This window comes from Selenomonas sp. oral taxon 149 str. 67H29BP (assembly GCF_000146365.1).
Taxonomy (GTDB): Bacteria; Bacillota; Negativicutes; order Selenomonadales; family Selenomonadaceae; genus Centipeda; species Centipeda felix.
This window is the reverse complement of the sequence record NZ_GL397087.1, coordinates 332,074-357,289: the sequence shown is the minus strand read 5'-3', so window position 1 is coordinate 357,289 and position 25,216 is coordinate 332,074. Positions and strand designations below refer to the sequence as shown.

Here is a 25,216-nt window from a genome sequence, read left to right as displayed (position 1 = left end):
GAGGTAGAACGGGAGGACGTTATGTCGGAGGATCGCGATTGGGAGCTTTTCAAGCAGAAGCTCAAGGCAAAGACGGAGATTGATCTGGATCTCTACAAAGAACCGCAGATGAAGCGCCGTATCAACAATCTGATCACGCGCGCCGGCTACAAGGAATGCAGCGAGTACTTTGACCATGTGTGCGGGAACAAGGACGATTTTGCTGCGTTTATCGAGTATCTGACGATCAACGTGTCGGAGTTCTTCCGCACGCCGGAGAAATTCGGCAAACTCGAGACGGATGTCATCCCTGACCTCCTAAAACGCTCGTCGAAGCTCAATATTTGGAGCGCTGGCTGCTCCATCGGCGCAGAGCCGTACTCGCTTGCCATCATTATGAAGGAGATGACGCCCGGGACGCGTCACCGTATCCTTGCGTCTGATCTCGATATCGAGATCCTGGCGAAGGCGAAGCGCGGCGTTTATACGGCGGATGAAATCAAGTGTATGTCACCAGAGCGCCGCCGTAAATACTTTGATGAGGACGGTGACCACTATTCCGTCAAGCAGGAGATCAAAAGTATGATCGAGTTTAAGCGTCACAATCTCCTGCAGGATAAGTTCGAGACGGGCTTCGATCTCATTCTCTGCCGCAATGTGGTCATCTATTTCACGGATGAGGCAAAGGAGCAGCTCTATCGCCACTTCTTTGAGGCGCTGAAACCGGGCGGCATTCTCTTTGTCGGTGCGACGGAGTCGATTCTCAACTTCCGCAAGATGGGCTATACGAGCTTTCAGCCGTTCTTCTATCAGCGGCCGCTCGAGTCATGAGCGGTGCACCGCAGCTCACGCAGGAACAGCGGCGCGCGCTGCTCCTGCGTGAGGTCAAGTGGGCAGAGGAAAAGTCAGTGGCATACCGTGGCGCGTTCGCACGTGCCGGTGTGTCCCATGCTGACGTGAAGGATTTCGCAGATATGGTGCGGCTCCCGTTCTTGGATGCCGTGGCAGAGGAGGGGGCGAACGCCCCTTTTTTCATGCTTACGCTGCCCTTATCGGGACTTATGCGCGTGAGTGTGCTGCGGGATCCCACTGGTGTTGGCGGGCAGGTGCACTGCTATACGCAGGGCGATGTGGTGCGGCAGGTGCAGGCAGCGACAGATATGCTCCGTACCTGCGGCGTGCACCGTGCGAGTACGGTGCTGCTCGTCGGGAATGCTGCGGACAGCCGCACACTCGATCTCCAATATGCGCTCGACGGTCTCGGCGCGACGGTTCTCCCCTGTGCCTCGGCGGCAGATGCTGTGCGGCTCATGGATGCCGTTGTCCCCGATACGGTGATCGCATGGGAGCAGGATATTCCTCTGCTCGAAGAGACATTGGATAGGATGGCACTCTATCGGCTGATCTCCATCGGTGCACACCCATGTCCGCAGGAGCGTACGCAGCGGATGGTGGCACGCATGGGAGCGCGTCATACGCACATCTTTACACGTGCCTCGATGGGGGTGCTGATTGGATGCAGCGACGATGATGGTACGGGCATTCATCTCGATGGACGTCTGCTTTTTGCTGAGGTCATTGATGCAGCAGGCCAGGGCTCTGCTGCGGATGGGGCGTGTGGGGAGCTTGTCCTCTCCTCACTGACGGCTGAGGCCGAACCTGTCCTGCGTTGTCGTACGGGACTGCACGTGCGCCTCTTACGAGAGCAGGATCGTAGGGGATATGAGCAGGTGCGGATGGTGGAGGAGTGATATGATGGCAGATGAACGACTGATTGCTGCACTGGATGTCCATACACGCGAGGCTGTAGAGAGACTGGTCGGACAGTTGGGGGACAGTGTTTCCTACTACAAAGTTGGCATGGAGCTCTTCTATGCGCTCGGCGGTGACGTTGTCACATGGTTGAAAGGAGAGGGAAAGAAGGTATTTCTCGATCTAAAGCTGCACGATATACCGAATACTGTAGCAGGCGGGCTCTGCTCTCTGCTGCGTCTGCGTCCCGACATTCTGAATGTCCATACGGCGGGGGGGCTGCGCATGATGCGGACAGCCGCAGAGGCACTGCACCGCGCGGCAGAGGAGGAGGGCGTCCCCTGTCCGAAGCTGATCGGTGTGACGGTGCTCACGAGCATGGATGCGGAGGACTGGACGGGGCTCGGTCATACGGGAACCGTCGCGGATGCAGTGCTGCGCCGTGCATCGCTGGCGCAGGAGGCGGGACTGGATGGTGTCGTTGCCTCCCCCGTGGAGGCGGAGGCGATTCGACGCGCCTGCGGCCGCGATTTTTGGATCGTGACACCGGGAATTCGTCCCGCCGGTGCGGCGCATGACGATCAGCGCAGGGTAATGACTCCGGCGGCAGCACTTCGCGCCGGCTCGTCGCAGATCGTGGTGGGGCGTGCCATCTATGCGTCGGAGGATCCGCGTGCGGCCGCAGAGGCTGTTTTGAAGGAGTTGGAGGAGATATGATGACGCAGGATGAGGTGCGCGCACTGCTGGTTCAGACAGGCGCGATTATGGACGGGCATTTTCTGCTGACATCGGGGCTGCATAGCCCGCACTATGTGGAGAAGTTTAACGTGCTGCAGCATCCGCAGTACACGCAGCAGCTCTGTGAGGCGATGGCGGAGAAGTTCAAGGATGCGCGGATTGAGACGGTCGTTGGCCCCGTGACGGGCGGCATCCTGCTTGCGCATGAGACGGGGAAGGCACTCGGAACCCGTGCAATCTTCACGGAGCGCGTGGACGGCAAGATGACATTCCGCCGCGGTTTCTCCCTGCGTGAGGGCGAGCGTGTGCTGATTGTCGAGGACATCGTGACGACGGGCGGCTCGATTAAAGAGGTGATCGACGTGGTGAAGGCGGCGGGTGCTGTCCCCGTGGCGGTCTCGATGCTCGTTGATCGCAGCGGCGGCAAGGCGACATTCGGTGATGTGCCTGCGACCGCCCTCCTCACGATGGATGTGGAGACCTATACGCCCGAGCATTGCCCGCTCTGCGCCAAGGGAATCCCCATGACGAAGCGCGGTCGTACGGGGAAGTAACGGACGCGTACGATGGCGGAGGAGTTTACTAAGGAAGTAGACGAAGCGCTTGCGGCATGGACGGTGCTCGATACACTGCCGAAGGAATTGGATGGGTTTACACTCTCCAAGATGCGGCAGGAGCATGAGGGGCAGTATGATTTCTTTCGCTATGACGCGCCTGCAGAGCACCGTGCGATCGTGGGCTTCTATGACGACGGCACAAAGACTTACAAGGTGCGCGTTGCGGTCGGGGTGGTGAGTTTTGCCCTGCCCTCCTTTGTCTGTGGGGATTTGGAGACGTTCGGGCGGGAGCTCACACGGAATTTGCCGCGTGTGACGGCGGAGCTGCATGCGGAGGCGTTGGCGACGCAGGAGCTTGCTCCCGTGTGTGATGCGATCCGTACGTGGGCGTATGGAGCAGCTCTTGCCGAGGAGATGGAGGGATTTTCGCTCTTCGTCCGACCTGCGGCTCCGGCACAGCTGACGAACGGTTCATTCCTCATCATCGACTATGTGGACTTTGCCAAGGGGAACGACGTCGGCGTCTATTATAACTGCTATCGCAATGAGTTCTTTGGTGAGTACCATGTGGCAGGGATGCCCTATGTGAGCTATGACTTTGATGCGTCCGATCTGGAAGAGCTGGAGCAGCGGCTGGAGCTGCATCTCGTGCGCTATCTGCATCTTGCAGCAGAGCAATGGGCGAGGGAGCAGGAGGAAAATCGCGGATGATGGAAATGGGAGGACCTTGTGCAGAGAGATGAACTGAGCAGTCTGCGGGCGGATGTACTGGCACGCGCGCGTCGTGCGTTTGAGCGCATGGATGCAGTCGCGGAAGAGAACACGAAGAAGGTGCTCGATGCGATGCGGGAATGCCGTGTCTCCGATGCGCATTTTAACGTGAGTGCGGGCTATGCGTACAGCGATCTCGGGCGCGAGAAACTGGATGAGCTCTATGCACGCGTCTTTGGTGCGGAGCGTGCTCTCGTGCGGACGCAGTTCGTCTCGGGGACGCACGCTCTCGCGACGGTGTTGTTCGGGATTCTCCGTCCCGGCGACCGCCTCGTCTCCGTCACGGGCACACCCTACGATACGATGCAGACGGTGATCGGGTGGGCACATGAAAGCTGTGGATCGCTGAAGGAGTTCGGCGTCTCCTACGATGAACTGCCCATGCGTGATGGGCGCGTGGATCTGGCCGGTATCGCACGCATCGTGACGCCCGAGACGAAGGTGGCACTCGTCCAGCGTTCGCGCGGCTACAGTGAGCGTCAGCCGCTCAGTATCGCAGATATCCGTGCCGTCAGCGCGCGCATCAAGGCGGCGAATCCCAACTGCATTGTCTTTGTGGATAACTGCTATGGCGAGTTTGTGGAGACGGAGGAGCCGACGGCAATCGCGGATGTGGACATCATGGCGGGGTCTCTCATCAAGAATCCCGGCGGCGGACTTGCCCCGACGGGCGGCTATATCGCAGGGCGCGGTGACCTCGTCGAGATGGCGTCCTACCGCCTCACTGCACCGGGGATGGGCGATGAACTCGGTGCGAGTCTCATCTCGAATCGCCTCCTCTTTCAGGGGTTGTTTCTTGCCCCACATGTTGTGGCACAGGCACTCAAGGGAGCGGTCTTTGCCGCTGGTATCTTTGAGGGGCTTGGCTGCCGTACGTTTCCACGCTTTGACGAGGTGCGCGGCGACATCATCCAGGCGATTGAGCTCGGGGATGCTGCGCGGATGAAGGCGTTTGCACGTGCCATTCAGGCGATGTCCCCGGTCGATGCATTTGCCGCACCGGAGCCGTGGGATATGCCGGGCTATACCGATCAGATCATCATGGCGGCAGGGACATTCGTGCAGGGGGCGTCGATCGAACTGAGTGCCGATGGCCCCATGCGCGCGCCATATTGCATCTATCTGCAGGGCGGGCTGACGTTCGAGCACGCAGCGCTCGGCGTGATGGCGGCAGCAGAAGCTATCCTGACGCAGTAGATTTCACTGGGAGGAATGAATGTGTGCGGACATTGCTCAGAGGTCGAGGAAGTGCCTCATTTCTCCTCTCCGCGCCAGTATGAGCGAACGATTGAGCAGATGAAGCGATTGGTCGCCGACGAGGGCTTTATCCTCGTGGAGGGAACCTGTCCTCTCGGAGAAGAGAAAAAAGATGGATGTTGGGTGGACGACATCATCGATCATGTGATTCAGTGTCCGACGTGCGGACAAGTATTCACCTGCGTTGTCAATACGTACCGCGGCGGGGGATCGTTCCATCGAGGACGGTAGTATAGTTCTCAATGCGCTGCAGCTCATTCGCGAGGATGGGCTGTTTTTGTATGTTCAGTTTTCCGGATATTTTTGCAGTTTTAAGGATATTATTCTATCGTAAATATTTGTATAATACATACAATTAAATAAATAATAGTGTGATCGTGCGTATTTCCGATTGGAGGAGTGAAAATGAGCGTAGCGATAGAGATCGAGAATGCCGTCAAGAAATACGGTGATCTCACCATTATCCCGGGGATCACGGAGCATATCCGAAATGGAGAGTTTTTTACCCTGCTTGGTCCCTCAGGCTGCGGCAAGACGACGCTCCTGCGCATGATCGCAGGATTCAACAGCATCGAGGGTGGCGACATCTGCTTCAACGAGAAGCGCATCAATGACATTCCCGCGCATCAGCGCAACATCGGCATGGTGTTCCAGAGCTATGCGATCTTCCCGCATCTCACCGTGCGGGAGAATGTAGAATATGGGCTGAAGCTGCGTAAGGTGCCAAAGGCGGAGATGAAGGAGCGCGTCGATAAAATCCTCGACGTGGTACAGATCACGGACTATCAGGATCGCCTTCCTGAACGTCTCTCGGGCGGTCAGCAGCAGCGCGTTGCACTTGCCCGTGCCATCGTCATCCATCCGAGCGTACTGCTCATGGATGAACCGCTTTCCAATCTCGATGCAAAGCTGCGCGTGGAGATGCGTTCCGCGATCCGCGCGGTACAGAAACAGGTTGGCATCACGACGGTCTATGTCACCCATGATCAGGAGGAGGCACTCTCGATCTCCGACCGCATTGCTGTCATGAACAAGGGCGAGATCCAGCAGACGGCGCGTCCGCAGACCATCTACGAGCGCCCGTGGAACATCTTTGTCTCGACCTTCATCGGGCACTCCAATCTCTTCCGCGCCACGGTGAAGCGGGCGGGAGAGAAGACGAGCGTCGTCTTCCGCAATGGCTGGGAGATGCCCATGGAGGGGATCGAGGATGCGGCAGAGGACGGAATGGAGGTCGTCGTCTCCGTGCGCCCCGAGGAACTGTCCATTCAGTCCGAAGGACTTTCGTGTGAGGTGCGCACAAAGGTGTTCCTCGGCAAGTACATCAACTACAGCCTCGGCTTCGCCGATGAGATGATCCTGCCGCATCAGGCATCCATCGAGTTCTCACAGGATCTCGGCCATGCTGAGCAGCAGCTGGAGGTTGGGGATACGGTCTGTCTGCGCCCCAATGCAAAGCGTGTCAATGTCTTCACGGCAGACGGCTCACGCAATATTTTGAAGGATGTGGTGCACTATGAGTAAGCATGGCGTGCGCCTCGACTTCTGGACGGGCATCACGGCTCTGTCGATTGCCGTGTTCGGACTCTTCCTCATCTATCCGCTCTTTTCCCTCTTCATCTCGGCGTTTCAGGATGCCGTAACGGGGGAGTTCACGCTTGAGCACTTCACACATTTCTTCGAGCGAAAATATTACTATCAGTCGATGATCAACAGTTTCAGCGTGACGGCCTGTGTGACGGTGCTTGCCATCGTAATCGGAACGGCACTCGCGTACTGTATGACACTCTTCCGTGTGCGCGGCAAGACGGCACTCGAGATCTGCATCATCATCTCGCTGCTCTCGCCGCCCTTCATCGGCGCGTACTCATGGATTCTCATCGGCGGGCGCAGCGGCATTCTGACGCAGTGGCTGCAGACGACGTTCCACTATGAGTTCCCGTCGATTTACGGCTTTTCAGGCATTCTGCTCGTGCTGACGTTGAAGCTCTATCCATTCATCTACCTCTATGCCGCCGGTGCGATGAAGAGTATCGATGCGGCCTTGGTGGAGGCGGCAGAGAGTCTTGGCTGCAGCGGTATCCGCAAAGTGGCGACGGTCATTGTACCGCTCATCACACCGACCATTCTCGCAGGGGCACTCATGGTGTTCATGAATGCGATGGCGGACTTCGGTACGCCGATGCTGATCGGTGAGGGGTTCAACGTCATGCCCGTCATGATCTACTCGGAGTTCATCAACGAGGTCGGCGATCAGGCGAATTTCGCGGCAGCGATGGCGGCGATCATGGTCGTCATCACCTCGACGATCTTCCTGCTGCAAAAGTATGTGGTGAGCCGCAAGTCGTTTACGATGAGCTCCCTGCGCCCGATTGTGGTGAAAGAGCTGCACGGTGCACGGAATGTACTGATGCACGCCGCCATCTATCTGCTCGTCGCACTGTCGCTCATCCCGCAGCTCGTTGTGGTCTACACCTCATTCCTGGAGACAAATGGTGCGGTCTTTACGGGCGGCTACTCACTTGAGAGCTATACGACGATCTTCAGCAGTCTGGGGACGGCGATCTCGAACACCTATCTTTACAGTACGGCGGCCATCCTCATCATCGTCTTCCTCGGTATGACGGTCGCTTATCTGACAACGCGGCGCAAGAGCCTGCTCACGGACATCATCGATACGCTGACGATGTTCCCGTACATCATCCCGGGCTCTGTTCTTGGTATCACGCTGCTCCTCGCGTTCAATGAAGAACCGCTGCTCCTCTCGGGGACGGCACTCATCATCATCATCTCTCTCGTGATCCGTCGCCTCCCGTATACCCTGCGCTCAAGTTCGGCGATTCTCTATCAGATCAGTCCGAGCATCGAGGAGGCGTCTATCAGTCTTGGTGCGTCCCCGCTGAAAACCTTCTTTAAGGTGACGGCGGTGATGATGCTCCCGGGTGTCATGAGCGGCGCGATCCTCTCGTGGATTACGGCGATCAATGAGCTCAGCTCCTCGGTCATCCTCTTCACGGGCGCGACCAAGACCATGTCGGTCGCCATCTACACGGAGGTCATTCGCGCCAGCTACGGTACGGCAGCGGCACTCTCGACGATCCTGACGCTCACGACGATCGCCGCGATGCTGATCTTCTTCCGCGTGTCGGGCAGCCGCGACGTTACCCTCTAATGCGTTTTTTTCGGGCACGTTCCCGATGATGTTATAGGTTTGGCAGTTTTGTCAAAGGAGGTCATCTCATGCGATTCAAAAAGGTGATTGCCGCCGTTGCGGCATCCCTCGTCCTCGGCACCGCGCTCAGCGGCTGTGGCGGCGGGAGCGGTGGTGAGAAGCAGGCGGCAAAGGCGGACGACAACAGTCTCGTCATCTACTGCCCGCATCCGCTTGCCTTCATCAACCCTCTTGTCGAGGAGTTTGAGAAAGAGAGCGGTGTAAAGGTGGAGGTCATCGCCGCCGGTACGGGCGAGCTCTTAAAGCGCGTCGAGTCCGAGAAGGCAAATCCTCTCGGGGATATTTTCTGGGGCGGCTCACTCAATACGATGAAGCCGAAGGCGGCGCTTTTTGAGAACTATACCTCGGTGAACGAGGATCACATTCAGCCCGCGTTCAAGAACACCGAGGGACCGATGACGCGCTTTACGGATATTCCGAGCGTTATCATGATTAATACGAACCTCATCGGCGATGTGAAGGTTGAGGGCTATGAGGATCTGCTGAACCCTGCGCTCAAGGGCAAGATCGCGTTTGCCGATCCGTCGAAATCCTCGTCCTCCTATGAGCATCTCATCAATATGCTCTATGCGATGGGGAACGGTGATCCGGACAAGGGCTGGGACTATGTGGAGAAGCTCTGCCGCAATCTGGACGGCAAGCTCCTCTCCGGTTCGTCTGCCGTCTACAAGGGCGTTGCTGACGGTGAGTACGCTGTCGGTCTGACCTTTGAAGAGGGCGGCGCGAAATACGTCGCCGACGGCGCTCCCGTCAAGCTCGTCTACATGAAGGAAGGCGTTATCTCAAAGCCAGACGGCATCTATATCATCAAGAATGCAAAGCACATGGAGAATGCGAAGAAGTTCATCGACTTCATTACGAGCAAAGAGGCACAGAGCATTATCGCCTCGCAGCTCCATCGCCGCTCCGTGCGTGACGATGTGGATCCGCCTGTCGGCCTCCTGCCGAAGGATCAGATCAAGATCATCGATGATAATGAGCAGGTTGTCGAGAAGAATAAGAAGTCGTGGCTGGACAAGTTCAAGGACATCTTTACGAGCGTCCAGTAAACGCTGTGTGAGGATAAAGATACCGAGGCGCAACACCTCGGTATTTTTGTTTTTGCCCAAATTTGGTATAATAGAGTCGGATGTTAAGGAATCGCTGATAAAATGAAGTCCGTCGGATTGGTGCAGATTTTTTTGTCCTGTCAAGGAGACAAACCGGACGCATAGCAGAGGCTATGTGGAGGATTTGTCGACACAGACAGGGCGAAAAAGATGTACTAAGACGGCGGTGCTGAATTTATCAGTGCTTCCTTAATTAGTTCGTATGCCGTATGAGGAGGGAGTGCGTGCGGAAATTTCAAGATGAGGTGCGTAGTGCACTCCTTCTGTATGCCATTGTACCCGTCGTGCTCATCACGATGATCTGTCTGTTGCTGGCAGCGTTATACTGGCAACGGAATGTTGCCGCCCACACGGAGGAGGAGGCACGGGCAACAGGGGCAATCTTTACGGAGCTGACGCAGGACTATGAGGAGCGTGCCGCAGCGATCGCAGCGGGTGGACTCGATGGATTCCATGCGGACGGAAATGGGCGAAGTGCCGCGATGGAGCGCATCTACGCACAGCTCAACCGCTATGGTTCACAGCCGCATTTCTTCCTCCTAGACGTGGAGCGGCACGTTCTCTTTTCCACAGAGCAAGAGGTTCCGCCATATCTTCTGCCTCCGTCAATGCACTGGGGCGTACTCTCGCGCATGGAGCGACAGGAGGGGAGCGTAGCGGAGTTTGTCCCAAACGGCGCGCAGGATTGGGACTATGTTGTCGGGCAGGCAGTTCGCTATGCTCCTAGCACGGGGGACGCTACATCGACAATCGAAGGCTATGCCGTCTTTGTCCTGCCCGCGCGGGAACTGGGACAGCATTTGCAGACGGGGGAGAAGTTACACATCGTCATTACCGACCGCGCGGAACGTGCACCATTTGTCACAATGCCCACACTGCGGGACAGTGCGTTTCAAAAAATCGTGCCCGCATTGGACGGTAGGACGGGGCTGGTCAGCGTGGATGGGCAGCACTATTATGCGGCATCTGAGGTGTTGGACGGGGGATTTACCATCTATGCGCTTTTTCCGCTCGGCAGTCGAATCGCTCAATTTGCAACGGGGGCGGCGATTCTTCTCGGCGTCTTTTTGCTCATGCTGCCGCTGATTGTCGTCAGTGTGCGGCGTGAGACGTGCGATAAGACACAGGCGGTCAGCGAAATCGTGGATGCGTTTCGCGCGGTGCGCCACGGCGATCTGCAGAGGAGACTTGTGATCCGCTCAGATAATGAGTTTGAGGAGATTGCCGCCGCCTATAACCGCATGGCGGAGAGTCTCGTCCGCCTGATGCGTGAGAACGAGGAGGAGGCGCGCGCGGGGGTTATCTCGGAACTCCGCCAGCTTGAGTCACAGTTCAATCCGCACTTTCTCTTTAACACGCTCGAGAATATCAAGTTCATGACGAAGCTCGCCCCCGACGATGCCGTGCGTATGATTTCTGCTCTTTCGACACTCCTGCGCTACAGCATTGACAATCGTGTGCGGCAGGTGACGCTCGCCGAGGATCTCTGTCATCTGGAACGCTATATTGAGATTCAGCGGCTGCGTTTTGGGGCGCGGGTTTCCTATCGCGAGGAGATGGAGGAAGGGGCAGAGACTTGTCTCGTCCCGAAGCTGTTCCTTCAGCCCGTTGTGGAAAATGCCATCCACTATGGTGCGGATGCAGAGGGGAACATAGAGATCGTGTCGCGGATGACCATGGAGGCAGAGCAGCTGCATATTGTCATTGAGGACAGAGGGCTGGGGATGGATGCAGAAACGCTGCATCGTCTGCGGACGATGATGGCGGAGGGGGAGAACCGCTCCGTGCATACGGGGCTTTATAATATCGACCGTCGGATTCGCCTGCTCTATGGCGTGGAATACGGTGTGAAGATTTCGTGCCCACCATCGGGCGGTACGCGCGTGGAGATGGTGCTGCCGATTCGACGCAGCGGAGGTGAGGAAAATGCAGCGTGTGCTGATTGTCGAGGATGAGGAGATCATTCGCAAGGGACTGGTATGTACCATTGACTGGGCGGCGATGGACTGCGTTGTCGTCGGTGATGCCGCTGACGGTGCGGCTGGGCTGGAGCTGCTGCGCACAACGCATCCCGACATCCTCCTGACGGACATCCGTATGCCGCGCATGGATGGGATTACGATGGCAGAGCACGCACGCGATGAGGGGATTCTGCCGCAGCTCATCTTTCTCACGAGCTATGCGGAGTTCGATTATGCCAAAAAGGCGATTGAACTCCATGCCGCAGATTATTTGCTGAAACCGGTCAACGAGGAAGAACTAGCAGCGCTTCTGCATCGCCTTGCAGAGCACGGCAAAGAAAAAATAGAGCCTGCTCCACTGTCGGAGGGGCTCGATTGGGCACGATATTTTTCGGATGAGGGGCTGAACCCCTACGTCCGCCATGCGATGGAGCGGATTCGCAGCGATTATCATGAAAAACTCAGCATTGAACAGCTGGCGGAGGAAGCTGGTGTGAGTGCGAGCTATCTCAGCCGCAAGTTCAAAGAGACGACGGGTCAGACATTCCTCGAGGCGCTGACGCGGGAGCGTCTGCATAAGGCAGTAAGTCAGCTGGCATCAGGAAAATATCGCGTCTACGAGGTCGCCGAGGCGAATGGATTTGGCGACTATAAGAATTTTTGCAGTGTGTTCAAAAAGTATATGCACACGTCGCCGCGTGCCTTCATGCAGGAGCGGCAAAAAAAATAGAACTGTGTTATGGAACGCAGCTCTATTTTCGCGAATCAGTGATTCTCTAGGGAATCGCTGATAAAATGAAGTCCGTCGGATTGGTACAGATTTTTTGTCCTGTCAAGGAGACAAACCGGACGCATAGCAGAGGCTATGTGGAGGATTTGTCGACACAGACAGGGCGAAAAAGATGTGCTAAGACGGCGGTGCTGAATTTATCAGTGTTTCCCTAAGCCTCGGGGAATGCGACGACGAGAAGCATCTTAAACGGCACATCTTTTGTCGCATAGACGGAATGCGGGTGGTTGGCGGGCATGACGATGCTCTCACCGGCGTGGAGTTCGTATTTCTCACCGTCGATGGTGATGATGCCCGCACCGTCGAGCGCTGTGACGAACGCGTCTCCCTTGGATTCGTGCGTGCTGATGCCCTCGCCCTTGGCGAAGGCAAAGAGTGTGATGCCGAGACCTTTATTTTGGACGAGCGTCTTGCTGACGACCTGTCCGTCTGCATAGGCAACCTGGTCCTTGAGTGACAGCACCTGTGCGTGCTCGATATTGTTTAAGATTGACATGGTAATCCCTCCTTTATGCTGATAGTATAACATCTGGTTTGTCAAAAAGTCAAAGATGTGCAGAAAAAATAATATTTATTCTCAAATAAAGATTTATAATAGTTATGTTTATTTGGCTGTTTTCTGTTGTCAAACACTGTGTCATGCCCTATAATAACAAATAGATTATGTTATCGTATCAATGACTTCGAAGGGAGATGTTGTTATGGCACTCAGTCGTGAAGAGGTGATTGCTCAAGTAAAGAAATTGGCAGAAGCACCGTCGGTCTATGCGGGACTGAAGGAGAAGGCAGAGTATTTTCTCCGCGCAGCGGGAACTGCAGAGGAGCACGCTTCCTTCCACACGCTGGTCGAGGAATTGAAGGGCGATGTGCTGACGATTGATCAGGTCATCGGTTTTATGGATTCACCGGAAGGCGTCAAGGTCTTTGGTGAAAAGAAAGCGCAGGAACTGGCAGCTGCTGCGAAGAAGGCAAAGGAGCAGGGCGAGGATACCTGTATATGCCCTGCCTGTCAGGCAGGCAAGGCGATTCTCGCCAATCAGGCGGTCATTGGATAATCAGACGAACGGGAGGAAAGGAGCTGCTGCACGGATGTGTTCGTGTGACGGCTTCTTTTTTGCGGAAAAGGGGAAGGCATGACGGTTGCCGATGTCTATGTCAACATTCCCGTCAAGAGTATTGCCACGGCGTTTACCTATGTCGTGCCGGATGCGCTGCCGCAGATCGATGTAGGATGGCGTGTCTTCGTCCCGTTTGGCAAGGTGCGTGTTGAGGGATTCGTCGTCGCCGTACGCTCCTACGATGCGGCACGTGATGGCGCACATCGTCTGCGCGCGATTCTCGAGCCTGTGGATGAGGAGGCGTGGTTTACGCCGCAGCTGCTTGCTGCGGCACAGGAGCTGGCGGCATTTTATCTCTGCTCTGCGGCAGAGATGATGCGGCTCTTTATGCCGGGCAAGAGTGGGCTGCGTATTTTTTCCGCCTATGTGCCGGCAGAGGATGTGGATGAAACGCATCCCATCCTCATGGATGCGGCAGCACGCGCCGTTTACGACTGCCTCTGCGAGTATGGCGAGCAGCGCGGGGCACAGCTGCGGACGGCTCTGCCGGCGTGCGATGTGGATGGGGCATTGGAAAAGCTCCTGCGCTATGGCCTCATACGCAAGGAATACCGTGCCGATCGGCGTGACAAGGCAAAGTATGAGAAGTACTATACGGCGGGCGAGATTACGGAGGAACTGCTCCGTGCATTCACGCGGAGACCGGCGCAGCGGCGCGCATTGGAGCTCTTTCGCATGAAGCGCGAGCACACGCTCGCAGAACTGAAGCAGGCAGGGATTACGACCGCGACCATCCGACATCTGACCGATGCGCATATCCTCATGGAGCACCTGCGCCGTCAGGTGCGTGACAGCTATGCGGCAGGGGCGCGTGAGACGTGCGGGGAGACGCTGACGGAGGCGCAGCAGCATGCCGTCGCCGCACTGCAGGCAGGCGCTGCCGCGGAGACGTTTCACGGCTATCTCCTTCATGGGGTGACAGGGAGCGGCAAGACGCGTGTCTACATGGAGACAGCTCGAGCCGTTCGGCGCGCAGGGCGGCAGGTCATCGTACTCGTGCCGGAGATCGCGCTCACGGGTCAGCTCATCACGGCGTTTCAAGAGAGCTTTGCCGGAGATATTGTCGTCCTGCACAGCCGCCTTTCACTTGCCGAGCGCAACGATGCCATCTTCCGCGTGCGGCGCGGCGAAGCGGGGGTCATCATCGGCGCACGGTCCGCGCTCTTTACGCCGGCGGGGAACGTCGGCTGCATCATCCTCGATGAGGAACAGGATATGTCCTATAAGCAGGATGAGTCCCCACGCTATCACGCACGCGTTGTCGCAGAGATCCTGGCACGTCGGCATGGGGCGATCCTCATCATGGGGAGCGCAACGCCCTCGCTTGAGACGTATGCACGGGCGCTCTCCGGGGAACTGACGCTCCTCCGCATGCCGGAGCGCATCGGTGCGCAGCCACTGCCGCACGTGCGTGCTGTCGATATGCGTGAAGAGCTGCGTCATGGGCGGCGCACGATCCTCTCCAACGATCTGCGTGATCTCCTGACGGAGACGCTGGCGCGCGGTGAGCAGGCGATCATCATGCTGAATCGGCGCGGCTATTCGACGTTTGTCCTTTGCCGCGCTTGTGGCTTCGTGCTCTCCTGCCATGCGTGCGGGCAGCCGATGGTCTACCATGCCAACGGTACTCTCGTCTGCCATCACTGTGATCTGCGTGCCGATGTACCTACGGTCTGCCCCAAATGCGGCAGCCGCTGCATCAAATATTTCGGGGCGGGCACGGAAAAGCTCGAGGCAGAGTTGGCACAGCTGCTCCCACAGGCTCGTGTGATCCGCATGGACCGTGATACGACGGGACGCAAACACGCCCATGAGGAGATCCTTGCGCATTTTCGTCGACGCGACTACGACATCCTCCTCGGCACACAGATGGTGGCAAAGGGGCACGACCTGCCCGGCGTTCAGACGGTCGGCATCATCAGTGCGGATGCGAGCCTCAATCTTCCGGATTTTCGTGCGGCAGAACGATGTTTCATGCTCATCACGCAGACGGCGGGACGCGCAGGGCGCCATGGTGCGCGCGGCGAGGTCATCGTCCAGACGTACAATCCGGAGCACTATGCGGTGCAATCTGCTCTGCGGCAGGATTACGAGACGTTTTACGCACAGGAGATCGTGCTGCGGCGGGAGCTGTTCTATCCGCCGCTGAGCCGTCTCGTCAAGCTCCTCTTTCACCAGATGGATCGGCAGCGCGCATGGGATGCAGCAGCTGCGTTCGCGGATGTGTTTCAGAACGAGTTTCATGGGCGACAGGGATATATGCTGGTTGGGCCGTCCCCGGCACTCATCGCACAGGAACGTGGGGAGTATCGTTTTGTCGTACTCATCAAGGTAGCCGACTTGGTCGATGTGCAGGACTTCCTGCGGGAACAGGGGATGCATCTGCGCGATGATGTTGCCATAGATATCGATCCAATTACTATTTTTTAATTGGAAACTATTGAATATAATTCAAAATCCTGCTAATCTGAGAGAAGAAGGAGTTTGTGACGTTATGTGGTGCAAATCCTCTGCACAATGGAAGAAGGTCTGCCGATGGTGGCGGTAAATGGGTATGCGAAGATCAACCTGCTGCTCGACATTCTCGGGCAGCGTGAGGACGGCTACCATGAAATCGCGACGGTGATGCAGTCCCTCGCACTCGCCGATACGCTGACGCTCACCAAGCAGGAGTCGGGGATCACGCTGACGGTTGACCTGCCGGGACTCGAGGCGGATGAGCGAAATCTCGCCTATCGCGCAGCGGCGCTTCTCATGCGGGAGTGCGGCGTGCGCGGCGGCGTTCACATCCGCATCGACAAGCGAATTCCCATTGCAGCGGGCCTTGCCGGCGGGAGTGCAGACGCGGCGGCTGCGCTGCGCGGCGTGAACGAGCTCTATGCGCTCGGACAATCCGATGCAGAACTTTGCCGTCTTGGAGCGCAGATCGGCTCGGACGTACCGTTCTCCCTGATGGGAGGGACGGCACTTGCCACGGGACGCGGCGAGGTGCTTGAGCATCTGCCCGCTGCATTCGATCTGCCGGTCGTCCTCGCAAAGCCGCCTGTGGCGGTCTCAACCCCGTGGGCGTACCGATCCTATGATGCAAATCCGCCGACGCAGCATCCAGATCGTGCGGCATTCCTGCGTGCGCTCCATGCAGGGGATATAGCGGCGTGCCTGCGTATGGCAGCAAACGTGCTCGAGCCCATAACGGAGGCGGCACATCCCGTCGTCGGCGACTATCGCGCGCGCCTGCGTGCGGCAGGGGCGGTCTGTGCGATGATGTCGGGCAGCGGCCCCACGGTATTCGGCATATTTACTGATGCAGATGATGCAGCGCGTGCGGCAGAAATGATGCGGCAGGAGACAGATGCTGACGTACATCTGACGCATACGATGGGGCAGATGTGAGGGGTCAGCAGTAGGCAGAGGGATATAGCTATGCAAGGAAAATTATCGCCGGTTGTGGTCAACAGTTATCAGCCCCTGCGCGAGATCGTCTGTGAGGTGCTGCGCGAGGCGATTCGCGGTGGCGTCTTGAAGCCGGGGGAGTGGCTGAAGGAGAACGATCTTGCCGATGAGCTGCTCGTCAGCCGTACCCCCGTGCGCGAGGCGATTCGCAAGCTGGAGCAGGAGGGCTACGTCGTCACCGTTCCGCGGCGCGGTGCCTACGTGGCGAGCGTCTCCATCCGTGACATCAACGAGATCTTCGAGATCCGTGCCGCACTTGAGGTACTGGCCTGTGAGCTGGCGGCAGAGCGCATCACGGAGGAGGAGCAGGAGCGGCTGGAACGCCTCCTGGTCGCCATCGGACGCGCGATCGAGGAGCATGATATGGAGCGTATCGTGCAGACGGACATCGAGTTTCATGAGCTGCTCTATCAGGCAGCGCGCAACGAGCGCCTGCTCGCGATTATCGGCAATCTGCGCGAGCAGCTGACGCGGTTTCGCACGATTTCCATGTCGTATCCCGGGCGTCTCAAGGCGACACTGGAGGAGCACCGCTCTCTTGTCGATGCCATCGGTTCGGGCGATGCCCGCCGTGCGCGCAAAATGGCGGCGAAGCACATGGAGAACTCGGAGCAGACGCTGCTCTGTGCGATTGAGGAACAGGAAAAGAAGACGGGGACGCCCTTGCTCAAGCGGCGCTCCAAACGGAATGGCAGCGATGCCGAATAGGCAGCGATGGAAAAAGGGAGGCGTGTCATGTTGGATTTTATAACGGTGATACTGGCAGCAGGCAAGGGAACGCGCATGAAATCGAAGCTGCCGAAGGTGCTGCACCGCGCAGCAGGAAAACCGATGCTGCAGCATGTCATAGATGCAGCAGATGCGGCGGGCGCACGCCGCAATATTGTCGTCACGGGATTTGGCGGCGAAACAGTGCGCAGGGCGATCGGGGACAGCGTGGAGTACGTTGAGCAGAAAGAACAGCTCGGGACAGGGCATGCCGTTCTGCAGACAAAGCCGCTCCTCGGCGAGGAGCACGGGACGATCATGGTGCTTTGTGGCGATACCCCACTCCTTACGGCAGAGCTCTTGGCACGATTCCACGAGGAACATGTCCAGGCGGGGGCAAAGGCGAGTGTGCTCACAGCCATCATGCCGAACGCCAAGGGCTACGGGCGTGTCGTGCGCCGTGACAATGGCGAGGTTCTGAAGATTGTCGAGCACAAGGATGCGACGGAGGAGGAGCGTCAGATTCACGAGGTCAATGCCGGGATCTACTGCTTTGACGCACAGGCGCTTTTTTCGGCGCTGGCCAAGGTGACGAATGACAACGCACAGGGTGAGTACTATCTGCCCGATGTGCTCAGCATTCTGCGCGATGCGGGGGAGAAGATCTGGGCGGTTACGGCAGACGACTACGAGAGCACACTTGGCATCAACTCGCGCAGTCAGCTCGCCATCGCTGAGCGCATCCTGCGGAGGCGCAAGACAGAGGAATTGATGGCGGACGGGGTAACGATTATCGACCCGCATACGACCTTCGTGGATGCCGATGTTCGTGTCGGCATGGACACGGTAATCTATCCCTTTACCTTCCTTGAGGGCGATACGGTGATCGGTGAGGACTGCTGCATCGGTCCTCATGTGCGCTTTCAGAACACCGTGGTCGGCAATGGCGTCAAGGCACACTACGCCTATGTGCACGATGCACAGATCGACGATAATGTGGATCTTGGGCAGTTCAATCACATCCGCCCCGACAGTCATATTTCTGCGGACGTTAAGCTCGGGAATTTCGTCGAAGTCAAAAACTCCGACATCGGCGTGGGAACGAAGCTGCCGCATCTTTCCTACATCGGCGACTGTGATATGGGCGCGCACGTCAACATGGGCTGCGGCACGATCACGGTGAACTACGATGGGAAGAAAAAGTACCGCACGGTGGTCGGAGATCATGCTTTCGTCGGGTGTAACTCCAACCTCGTTGCTCCTGTGACGGTCGGAACGAATGCCTACGTCGCTGCGGGATCGACCATCACACACGACGTCCCGCCCGATACACTTTCCATCGCCCGTGCGCGCCAGAAGGAGATTGAGGGCTGGCACGACAAGCGTAGCTAATAACAGAAAAATGAAAAAGCCCCTGTTAGGCTTCCCAAATGCTGGTGTGCGTGCTATACTAAGTATGAATTGTGTATTCACTAATAACCGCACGCTCGGTATTTGGGAGGAACAGAGAGATGAGTTTTCCGGCCGATAATGTATGCATCCTGACGGGAAATGCCAATCCACAGCTGGCGCAAGCGATCGCAGACCGCATTGGCATCCCGCTCTGTGAGGCATTCGTCGGACAGTTCAACAACGGTGAGATCCAGGTGATGATTGAGGAGAGTATCCGCGGGAAGGATATTTTCATCATTCAGCCGACCAGCTATCCTGTGAACGACAACCTCATGGAATTGCTGATCTTGACGGATGCGTGCAAGCGGGCGTCGGCACACAGCATTACGGCGGTCGTCCCCTACTATGCCTATGCGCGACAGGATCGCAAGACGCGCGGCCGCGAGCCAATCTCGGCAAAGCTGATTGCCGATCTGATGACGACGGCAGGGGTGACGCGCGTTGTCACCGTCGATCTGCACGCAGGACAGATTCAGGGATTCTTTGATATTCCTGTGGATCACCTCGCCGCAGCACCGGTACTAGCAAATTACTTCCGTGAGCAGAACATCGAGGATCTCGTTGTCGTCTCGCCGGATCTGGGCGGTGTGACGCGTGCGCGTATCATGGCGGACTTCCTCCGTGCGCCGATTGCCATCATCGAGAAGCGGCGTCCGTGCCCTGGCTGTGCCGAGGTCATGAACCTCATCGGTGATGTTGAGGGCAAGACGGCACTCCTGATCGACGATATTGTCGACACAGCCGGGTCGCTCTGTGAGGGGGCAAAGGCGCTTGCCGCGCGCGGTGCGAAGCGCGTACTGGCGGCATGTTCCCATGCGATCCTGACCGATCCAGCCATGGAGCGGATCAACGCGTCCGTGATCGATCAGCTGGTCATTACGGACTCGATTCCGCTCGCACCGGAGAAGCAGTCGGAAAAACTCGTCGTACTCTCACTCGCACAGTCGCTCGCCGATGTGATTGTGCGCATTCAAAGTCATCGTTCAGTAAGTCTGCTCTTCAACCATCATTGAGCCGACGATACCGATGGAGGGAGGAAGGGGCGTCCCCTGAGACGTCCCTTTTTCGCATCTGTAGAAATTGCTGATAAAATAATGCGTCAGGATGGCAATGTTGGACTTATTCGTGCTTCCTATATAGGAGAGAGGTATGCATGTTGTGATTGTCGGCACCGGTCCCGCCGGTGTCTCGGCTGCGCTCTATGCGCGGCGCGGCGGTGCCGATGTGACGGTAGTCGCCAAGGACGGCGGGGCACTCTCCGCTGCCGATCGGATCGAGAACTACTATGGTTTCGAGGAGCCTATCTCCGGGGCGGAGCTTCTGCGTCGCGGCAGTGAGGGTGCCCGTCGTCTGGGCGTTGTATTTGAACGCGATGAGGTGTTGGGCTTTGCCCTGCCCCCGGAAGGCAACGGCTATATCGTCGTCGGACGGCAGCGCAGCTATGAAGCAGACGCCTTGATTCTGGCCGCCGGAGCACAGCGTGCGGGACTACCCGTCGCGGGTATCCGCGCGTTCGAGGGACACGGTGTCAGCAGTTGTGCGGTCTGCGATGCGTTCTTTTATCGCGGACGACATGTCGCCGTCATCGGGGCAGGGGCATACGCGCAGCATGAGGCGCAGATCCTTCTCCCGCATGCTGCACGCGTGACACTCCTGACGAATGGCGCCGCACCAGAGGTTTCCTTTCCTCCTGCCGTCTCCGTCGATACGCGCCGTCTGCTTCATGTCGAGGGGGAGCGCCGCGTGGAGCGCGTTGTTTTTGCCGATGAGACGCCGCTAGACGTGGACGGAATCTTTCTTGCCGTCGGTGTGGCGGGGAGTACAGCGCTAGCAAAAAAACTGGGCGTTCGGCTTGACGGCAGCAGGATCGCCGTCGATGCACACATGGCGACCAATGTCCCTCACGTCTATGCAGCAGGGGACTGCACGGGCGGTCTGCTGCAGATCGCCAAGGCTGTGTACGAGGGGGCACAGGCGGGACTGTCCGCTGTAAAAACGGCATAGCCGTGGAAAGGAAATGAAACGAAAAGGGGGGATGATTATGTCGGAACATGTGTCAAAGGCACGTCCTTTTCAGGATTATATCGATACATTTGATCTGTGGAAGCCGCTGACGACAGAGCAGCGTGCTCTCCTAGCTGCTCATACGCACTATCGCCGCTGCACCAAAGGGGAGATCATTCATCGCGGTGCGCTTGGGCATCTCGGAACACTGCACATCGTATCCGGCACACTGCGCGTCTACGTCGTCACGGATGAGGGGCGCGAGCTGACCCTCTGCTTCATGCGCGTCGGCGAAGTCGCCCTCCTTTCGAGCGCAGCATTTCTCGGCAGTGTTTCCTGCGAGGTCACGATTACGGCGGCGGAAGATACGGAGCTATTCAGCTCGGAGATGGGCGTCTGCCATAAAATTCTCGAGGAGAACATCCACGCGCGGCTGCTGGCGTATGAGGGTGCCGTTCACCGTCTCTCAGAGATGCTGTGGCGGTTTCAGCAGATGCTCTTTACTCCCGCCGACCAGCGTTTGGCAAAATTCCTGCTGGCAGAGACCGAACGCACGGCGGGCAGTGAGATTCGCCTGACCCATGAACAGACGGCACAGGCGCTCGGTACGGCACGTGAGGTCGTCAGCCGTCTGATTGGTGAGTTTGCGCAGGAGGGCATGGTACGTGCCTCGCGTGGCTGTATTCACATTCTTGACCGTGCGGCACTCCGTCGCCGTGCTGATGAAGGCGTGGGGGATCGTAAGCGATGCTGATCTATGCTCTTGTCGTCCTTGTCCTGCTGCTGCTCATATTGCTGTTTCGCTATCTGCCGCATCGGATCTTTATTGTCTTTGTCGCGCTTGCTGCAGTACTCTGTGCTATCGTTGTCCACATGCAGCTGCCGGAGCGTGCTCCTGCTCCGCTGACGCAGGAGCAGCGCGCCGCGATTGCGCGGGATCAGGACTACTTCATGCCGTGGTGGGCGGCGTATCAGAAGCAGGTCGCAGAGCTCGACCGCGGCTGGACGCGCTATCATCAGATCCTCTCCGATGCCAAGGCGGGGAATGTACGCCTGTCGGTGACGCGCGAGCGGCTTTCGTCACTCGAACAGGACATGCAGGAACAGCGCAGCCGCATCGAGAAAAATGCACCTCCGCTGGAACTGTCAGATGATGTCTACGACCATCTCGCGTCCATTCTCAGCAAGACCGATGACTATGCGGCGGCGCAGCAGAAGGCAGTGACGCTGACGCGTGCAGCCGCCGAGTCCGCCGCGATGAAGGAGAAGGATGCTGCGGCGCAGGCACGCCTTTTGGAGCTCGTCATGCTGCGCGAATCGCCTGTAGCACTCTTCATCGAGGACGATATCATTGCGGTTCGCGACTATTTTGCACCCATCTCGGCAGCACATCGTGCCGATGAGGAGGATGGCGCACGCGCGGAGCAAGAAAAAAATATCGACAAATAGATACTTTTGCGTTATAATGCACCATGTACTTTGCGCTCGTAGTCCAGTGGATAGGACGTTAGCCTCCGGAGCTGAAAGCGTGGGTTCGACTCCCGCCGAGCGCACCATGATGATCCATCACCCCGCGAAATATCGCGGGGTTTTTTCATGCAGAGAAGAAAAGGATTTTTCTGAAATACGAAGAATATTTATATAAAGGAATTTTGTTTTTCGTTAGGAGATGAATGAATGACGCGAAAAGAGGTGCAGGCGACGGCGCGTCCGGTGCTCATGCGCAGCTTACATCTGAAAAAGAACGCATTTCGGCAATTCTTTTACGAGAGTACGCTTCGTTTTGGAAAGCAAATCGGCAGCGATATTGCTGCGCTCAAAGATGAGACAGCCTCCATTGTCAATAAGAAGTATATGTTCTCCCTTGGGATGGAGACGAGCGGCGCACAGAGCTTTCTGAAATGGATTTCGGATGAGTTCAACGCCGAGGATGTCTCGCACGAGCAGGAGGAGCGTCTGCGCCGTCTGGTGGCGGAGTATCCGAAGATCCGTGCCTACATCCGCATCGAGGAGGATCAGCTCATCTTTGACCATGAGCGTTTTGCCGAGGATGTGGTGGCAGGGCGGTTCAAGGAGACGATCTTCGGCACGACCTTTGACATCCAGAGCGTTATTGAGACGGCGATCAATACGGGCTCGGTTGCCCTCGATTTTTCCATCGAGCCGTTCAAGAAATCTCTCCTGTATACGGACCATGTCCGCGCCAATATCCAGCCCTATGCGGAGCGCATCCTGACGGATATGAGCCTGGGGCATTGGGATCTCTACGAGGAACTGACGGATGAGGGGCGTGAGGACAGCGTCTGTCTGCGTCTGCCACCGACGGATTTCCTCGTGGCACGTCCGCCCCAGATGGACGTGATCATGAACGGAACCTGCGCGATCGACTTCGGTACGCGCAGTACGGTCGTCGTCTGCCGTGACCGCGAGGCACGTCTCCTGCGCATCGGCAAGGGCGACTACTCCAATGAGCCGACGATTCAGGACTATGAGAATCCGACGGCGATTGAGCTGATCGATATTGAAAAGTTCAAGCAGCTCTACCGTGCACGCGAGGGACGCCCCTATACGGAGTGGGCGCAGGTGACCGCGTCGCATCAGGCGGCGGATGCGATCTTTGAGCGTCAGTCGACGGAGGGGATCGCTGTCTACTACTCCGTGTTCAGCGAGCTGAAACGCTGGACAAGGGACACGGCGAACTCCCCGATCCTGAAGGATCGGCACGGCTACATTCAGGAGGTAAAGCCGTATGCGGAGACGCAGCCGCTCGATGCGGGCGGCTTCGACCCCATCGAGATCTACGCCTACTATCTCGGACTCTATATCAACAATATGCATCGCAGCATCTATCTCGACTATATCCTCTCCTTCCCCGTGGGCTATGAGAAGAGCGTACGCGAGCACATCCGCCAGAGCTTTGAGCGCGGACTCAGAAAGACGCTGCCGAAGGCTCTTCTCGACGATGCGGATATGATGCGCCGTTTCCGCGTGTACGATGGGGCAAATGAGCCCGCTGCGTACGCGATCAGTGCCCTTGAAGCATACGGGCTTGAGCCGAAGCGTGCGGGCGAGGAGGTCGCCTACGGCGTGTTTGACTTCGGCGGCGGCACGACGGACTTTGACTTCGGCGTGGAGTCCGTACCGGAGAATGGGCGGCGCAAGTTCATCATCGAGCAGTTTGGTTTCGGCAGCGATATGTATCTCGGCGGAGAGAACATCCTCGAGCTGCTTGCCTACGAGGTATTCAAGGACAATCTGCCCGAGATGCGCCAGCATAAGATCACATTTGCGCTCCCGCCCGAGAGTGAGACATTTGCGGGGGCGGAGGCACTCGTGCGCGAGACGCGCGATGCGGCGTCGCATCTCAACAACAAGATCCTCGCCGAGCGGCTGCGTCCCTTCTGGGAACATGGCGCAGGCTATGAGGAGTTCGCGGCTGGGGATGCGTTCGATACGGAGATGACACTGTTCTCCTCGGAAAAAACGGGGAATGCAGGAAACCGTGCGGATGTCCGCCTGCACATCGACGTGAAAAAGCTCGAGCGCACACTTGAGAACCGCATACGGCGCGGCGTAGATAACTTCTTCCAGGCGATGGCGGCAGCCTTCAAGGGACGTGATGTACGGCAGGTACACATCTTCCTCGCGGGCAACTCCTGTAAGGCACCCATCGTACGGAAGCTGTTCGATGAGTACATTGATCGTCAGATCGGCGCCATATCGCCCGCAGCGAAAACGGCAGGCGAGAAAACGGACGGAAAGAAGCAAGAGCATACAAAGTCTACGATGCAGCGCAAGGACGCACCCTTCATCCTCTACCTCCCGCTCGGTATGGAGCATGAGGAGAAGGAGATGGGCAAAAAGCTCCTCGATGGTTTTGACCGCCTGCGCACGGGAAAGACGGGCGTGGCCTTTGGTCTGCTCCGCTGCCGTAAGGGCGGGAAGGATGTCAAGATCATCAACAAGAATGTCGATGCGCATGACGAGCTGCTGTTCCCGTATTTTCTCGGCAGCCTGAACGAGCATGGCTGCTTCCATGTGGACATCGATGCACGCGTCGACTACGGTGTATGGACCTACTTTACGTATGCGGATGAGGATGAGTTCGAGCTGTACTACACGCAGGAACCGCGTGCGCTCAAGGGGCACATGAAGGCGGCTGAGGTGCGCATGGTGCGGTGCATGGTCGACGACAGCGATGTGAGTGACGACGACGATGTCGGTGTCTATATCCGCAAGAAGTCGCCGAATACGATTGAGTACACGGTTGCTGCGGAAAAGGCGCTCATGGCGAAGAACTACAAGGGAACCATCTATACCATTCGTCTGGGCTGA

Annotated in this window: 24 protein-coding genes, 1 tRNA gene and 1 pseudogene; 25 read left to right on the top strand and 1 reads right to left on the bottom strand. The window is 57.5% G+C overall.

Going from position 1 to position 25,216, the window contains the following annotated elements:
- Positions 1-21: 21 nt before the first annotated feature.
- The 14 genes and pseudogenes from HMPREF9166_RS01680 (at position 22) to HMPREF9166_RS12840 (ending at position 12,301) form a co-directional block, all read left to right on the top strand.
- Positions 22-810, top strand: a complete 789-nt coding sequence (locus HMPREF9166_RS01680) for a protein-glutamate O-methyltransferase CheR (protein WP_009442311.1) — start codon at positions 22-24, stop codon at positions 808-810.
- Entirely contained in the window at positions 807-1,730 is a 924-nt protein-coding gene (locus tag HMPREF9166_RS01675; RefSeq protein WP_009442310.1) for a phenylacetate--CoA ligase, read from the top strand. The genes HMPREF9166_RS01680 and HMPREF9166_RS01675 overlap by 4 nt, the downstream gene beginning before the upstream one ends.
- A gap of 4 nt (positions 1,731-1,734) precedes the next feature.
- Positions 1,735-2,448 carry an orotidine-5'-phosphate decarboxylase gene (pyrF, locus tag HMPREF9166_RS01670; protein ID WP_039981513.1) on the top strand — a complete coding sequence of 238 codons (714 nt, stop codon included), beginning with the start codon at positions 1,735-1,737 and terminating at the stop codon, positions 2,446-2,448.
- Positions 2,448-3,023 (top strand): orotate phosphoribosyltransferase, encoded by a 576-nt coding sequence (gene pyrE, locus HMPREF9166_RS01665; RefSeq protein ID WP_039980835.1) that lies wholly within the window; start codon positions 2,448-2,450, stop codon positions 3,021-3,023. The genes pyrF and pyrE overlap by 1 nt, the downstream gene beginning before the upstream one ends.
- A 12-nt stretch (positions 3,024-3,035) precedes the next feature.
- Positions 3,036-3,737, top strand: coding sequence for a hypothetical protein (locus HMPREF9166_RS01660; RefSeq protein WP_009442307.1), 702 nt, complete (start codon positions 3,036-3,038; stop codon positions 3,735-3,737).
- Positions 3,738-3,755: 18 nt separating this feature from the next.
- Entirely contained in the window at positions 3,756-4,994 is a 1,239-nt protein-coding gene (locus HMPREF9166_RS01655) for a methionine gamma-lyase family protein (protein ID WP_009442306.1), read from the top strand.
- 21 nt (positions 4,995-5,015) lie between these two features.
- Complete coding sequence (locus tag HMPREF9166_RS11825; protein ID WP_009442305.1) at positions 5,016-5,285, top strand: hypothetical protein; 270 nt, start codon at positions 5,016-5,018, stop codon at positions 5,283-5,285.
- A 174-nt stretch (positions 5,286-5,459) separates the two neighbouring features.
- Positions 5,460-6,578 carry an ABC transporter ATP-binding protein gene (locus HMPREF9166_RS01650; protein ID WP_009442304.1) on the top strand — a complete coding sequence of 373 codons (1,119 nt, stop codon included), beginning with the start codon at positions 5,460-5,462 and terminating at the stop codon, positions 6,576-6,578.
- Positions 6,571-8,226, top strand: coding sequence for an iron ABC transporter permease (locus tag HMPREF9166_RS01645; protein WP_009442303.1), 1,656 nt, complete (start codon positions 6,571-6,573; stop codon positions 8,224-8,226). The genes HMPREF9166_RS01650 and HMPREF9166_RS01645 overlap by 8 nt, the downstream gene beginning before the upstream one ends.
- 68 nt (positions 8,227-8,294) lie before the next feature.
- Positions 8,295-9,335 (top strand): ABC transporter substrate-binding protein, encoded by a 1,041-nt coding sequence (locus HMPREF9166_RS01640; RefSeq protein ID WP_009442302.1) that lies wholly within the window; start codon positions 8,295-8,297, stop codon positions 9,333-9,335.
- Between the two features lie 124 nt (positions 9,336-9,459).
- Positions 9,460-9,588 (top strand): annotated as a pseudogene (locus tag HMPREF9166_RS13270) (secretion protein HlyD); the annotation flags it as partial.
- A gap of 31 nt (positions 9,589-9,619) precedes the next feature.
- A complete protein-coding gene (locus HMPREF9166_RS01635) occupies positions 9,620-11,350 on the top strand; it encodes a sensor histidine kinase (RefSeq protein WP_039980834.1) in 1,731 nt (576 codons plus the stop codon).
- Positions 11,322-12,086, top strand: coding sequence for a response regulator (locus HMPREF9166_RS01630; RefSeq protein ID WP_009442300.1), 765 nt, complete (start codon positions 11,322-11,324; stop codon positions 12,084-12,086). The genes HMPREF9166_RS01635 and HMPREF9166_RS01630 overlap by 29 nt, the downstream gene beginning before the upstream one ends.
- Before the next feature lie 65 nt (positions 12,087-12,151).
- Positions 12,152-12,301: a secretion protein HlyD gene (locus HMPREF9166_RS12840; RefSeq protein ID WP_071586067.1), complete on the top strand. Its 150-nt coding sequence runs from the start codon at positions 12,152-12,154 to the stop codon at positions 12,299-12,301.
- On the opposite strand, the gene HMPREF9166_RS01625 is transcribed toward HMPREF9166_RS12840, so the two are convergent.
- The gene (locus tag HMPREF9166_RS01625) at positions 12,298-12,642 is read right to left on the bottom strand and encodes a cupin domain-containing protein (protein ID WP_039980832.1); all 345 of its coding nucleotides are present in this window, start codon (positions 12,640-12,642) and stop codon (positions 12,298-12,300) included. The two genes, HMPREF9166_RS12840 and HMPREF9166_RS01625, sit on opposite strands and share 4 nt — an antisense overlap.
- 205 nt (positions 12,643-12,847) lie before the next feature.
- Here HMPREF9166_RS01625 and HMPREF9166_RS01620 point away from each other — a divergent pair, with 205 nt between their 5' ends.
- From HMPREF9166_RS01620 to HMPREF9166_RS01570, 11 genes are all read left to right on the top strand, one after another.
- On the top strand, positions 12,848-13,201 hold the full coding sequence (locus HMPREF9166_RS01620) for a hypothetical protein (protein WP_039980830.1): 354 nt from the start codon (positions 12,848-12,850) through the stop codon (positions 13,199-13,201).
- A 78-nt stretch (positions 13,202-13,279) separates the two neighbouring features.
- Positions 13,280-15,694 (top strand): primosomal protein N', encoded by a 2,415-nt coding sequence (gene priA, locus HMPREF9166_RS01615; RefSeq protein WP_009442296.1) that lies wholly within the window; start codon positions 13,280-13,282, stop codon positions 15,692-15,694.
- A gap of 105 nt (positions 15,695-15,799) precedes the next feature.
- Positions 15,800-16,657, top strand: a complete 858-nt coding sequence (ispE, locus tag HMPREF9166_RS01610; RefSeq protein ID WP_039980828.1) for a 4-(cytidine 5'-diphospho)-2-C-methyl-D-erythritol kinase — start codon at positions 15,800-15,802, stop codon at positions 16,655-16,657.
- Between the two features lie 30 nt (positions 16,658-16,687).
- On the top strand, positions 16,688-17,425 hold the full coding sequence (locus tag HMPREF9166_RS01605) for a GntR family transcriptional regulator (RefSeq protein ID WP_009442294.1): 738 nt from the start codon (positions 16,688-16,690) through the stop codon (positions 17,423-17,425).
- Positions 17,426-17,452: 27 nt separating this feature from the next.
- Complete coding sequence (gene glmU / locus HMPREF9166_RS01600; protein ID WP_039980827.1) at positions 17,453-18,817, top strand: bifunctional UDP-N-acetylglucosamine diphosphorylase/glucosamine-1-phosphate N-acetyltransferase GlmU; 1,365 nt, start codon at positions 17,453-17,455, stop codon at positions 18,815-18,817.
- 119 nt (positions 18,818-18,936) lie between these two features.
- Positions 18,937-19,890 (top strand): ribose-phosphate pyrophosphokinase, encoded by a 954-nt coding sequence (locus tag HMPREF9166_RS01595; protein ID WP_009442292.1) that lies wholly within the window; start codon positions 18,937-18,939, stop codon positions 19,888-19,890.
- A gap of 136 nt (positions 19,891-20,026) precedes the next feature.
- The gene (locus HMPREF9166_RS01590) at positions 20,027-20,881 is read left to right on the top strand and encodes an NAD(P)/FAD-dependent oxidoreductase (protein ID WP_009442291.1); all 855 of its coding nucleotides are present in this window, start codon (positions 20,027-20,029) and stop codon (positions 20,879-20,881) included.
- A 37-nt stretch (positions 20,882-20,918) separates the two neighbouring features.
- A complete protein-coding gene (locus tag HMPREF9166_RS01585; protein ID WP_039980826.1) occupies positions 20,919-21,635 on the top strand; it encodes a Crp/Fnr family transcriptional regulator in 717 nt (238 codons plus the stop codon).
- Positions 21,629-22,330, top strand: coding sequence for a hypothetical protein (locus tag HMPREF9166_RS01580; RefSeq protein WP_009442289.1), 702 nt, complete (start codon positions 21,629-21,631; stop codon positions 22,328-22,330). The genes HMPREF9166_RS01585 and HMPREF9166_RS01580 overlap by 7 nt, the downstream gene beginning before the upstream one ends.
- A 32-nt stretch (positions 22,331-22,362) precedes the next feature.
- Positions 22,363-22,437, top strand: a tRNA-Arg gene (locus tag HMPREF9166_RS01575).
- Positions 22,438-22,558: 121 nt separating this feature from the next.
- On the top strand, positions 22,559-25,216 hold the full coding sequence (locus tag HMPREF9166_RS01570) for a hypothetical protein (protein WP_009442288.1): 2,658 nt from the start codon (positions 22,559-22,561) through the stop codon (positions 25,214-25,216).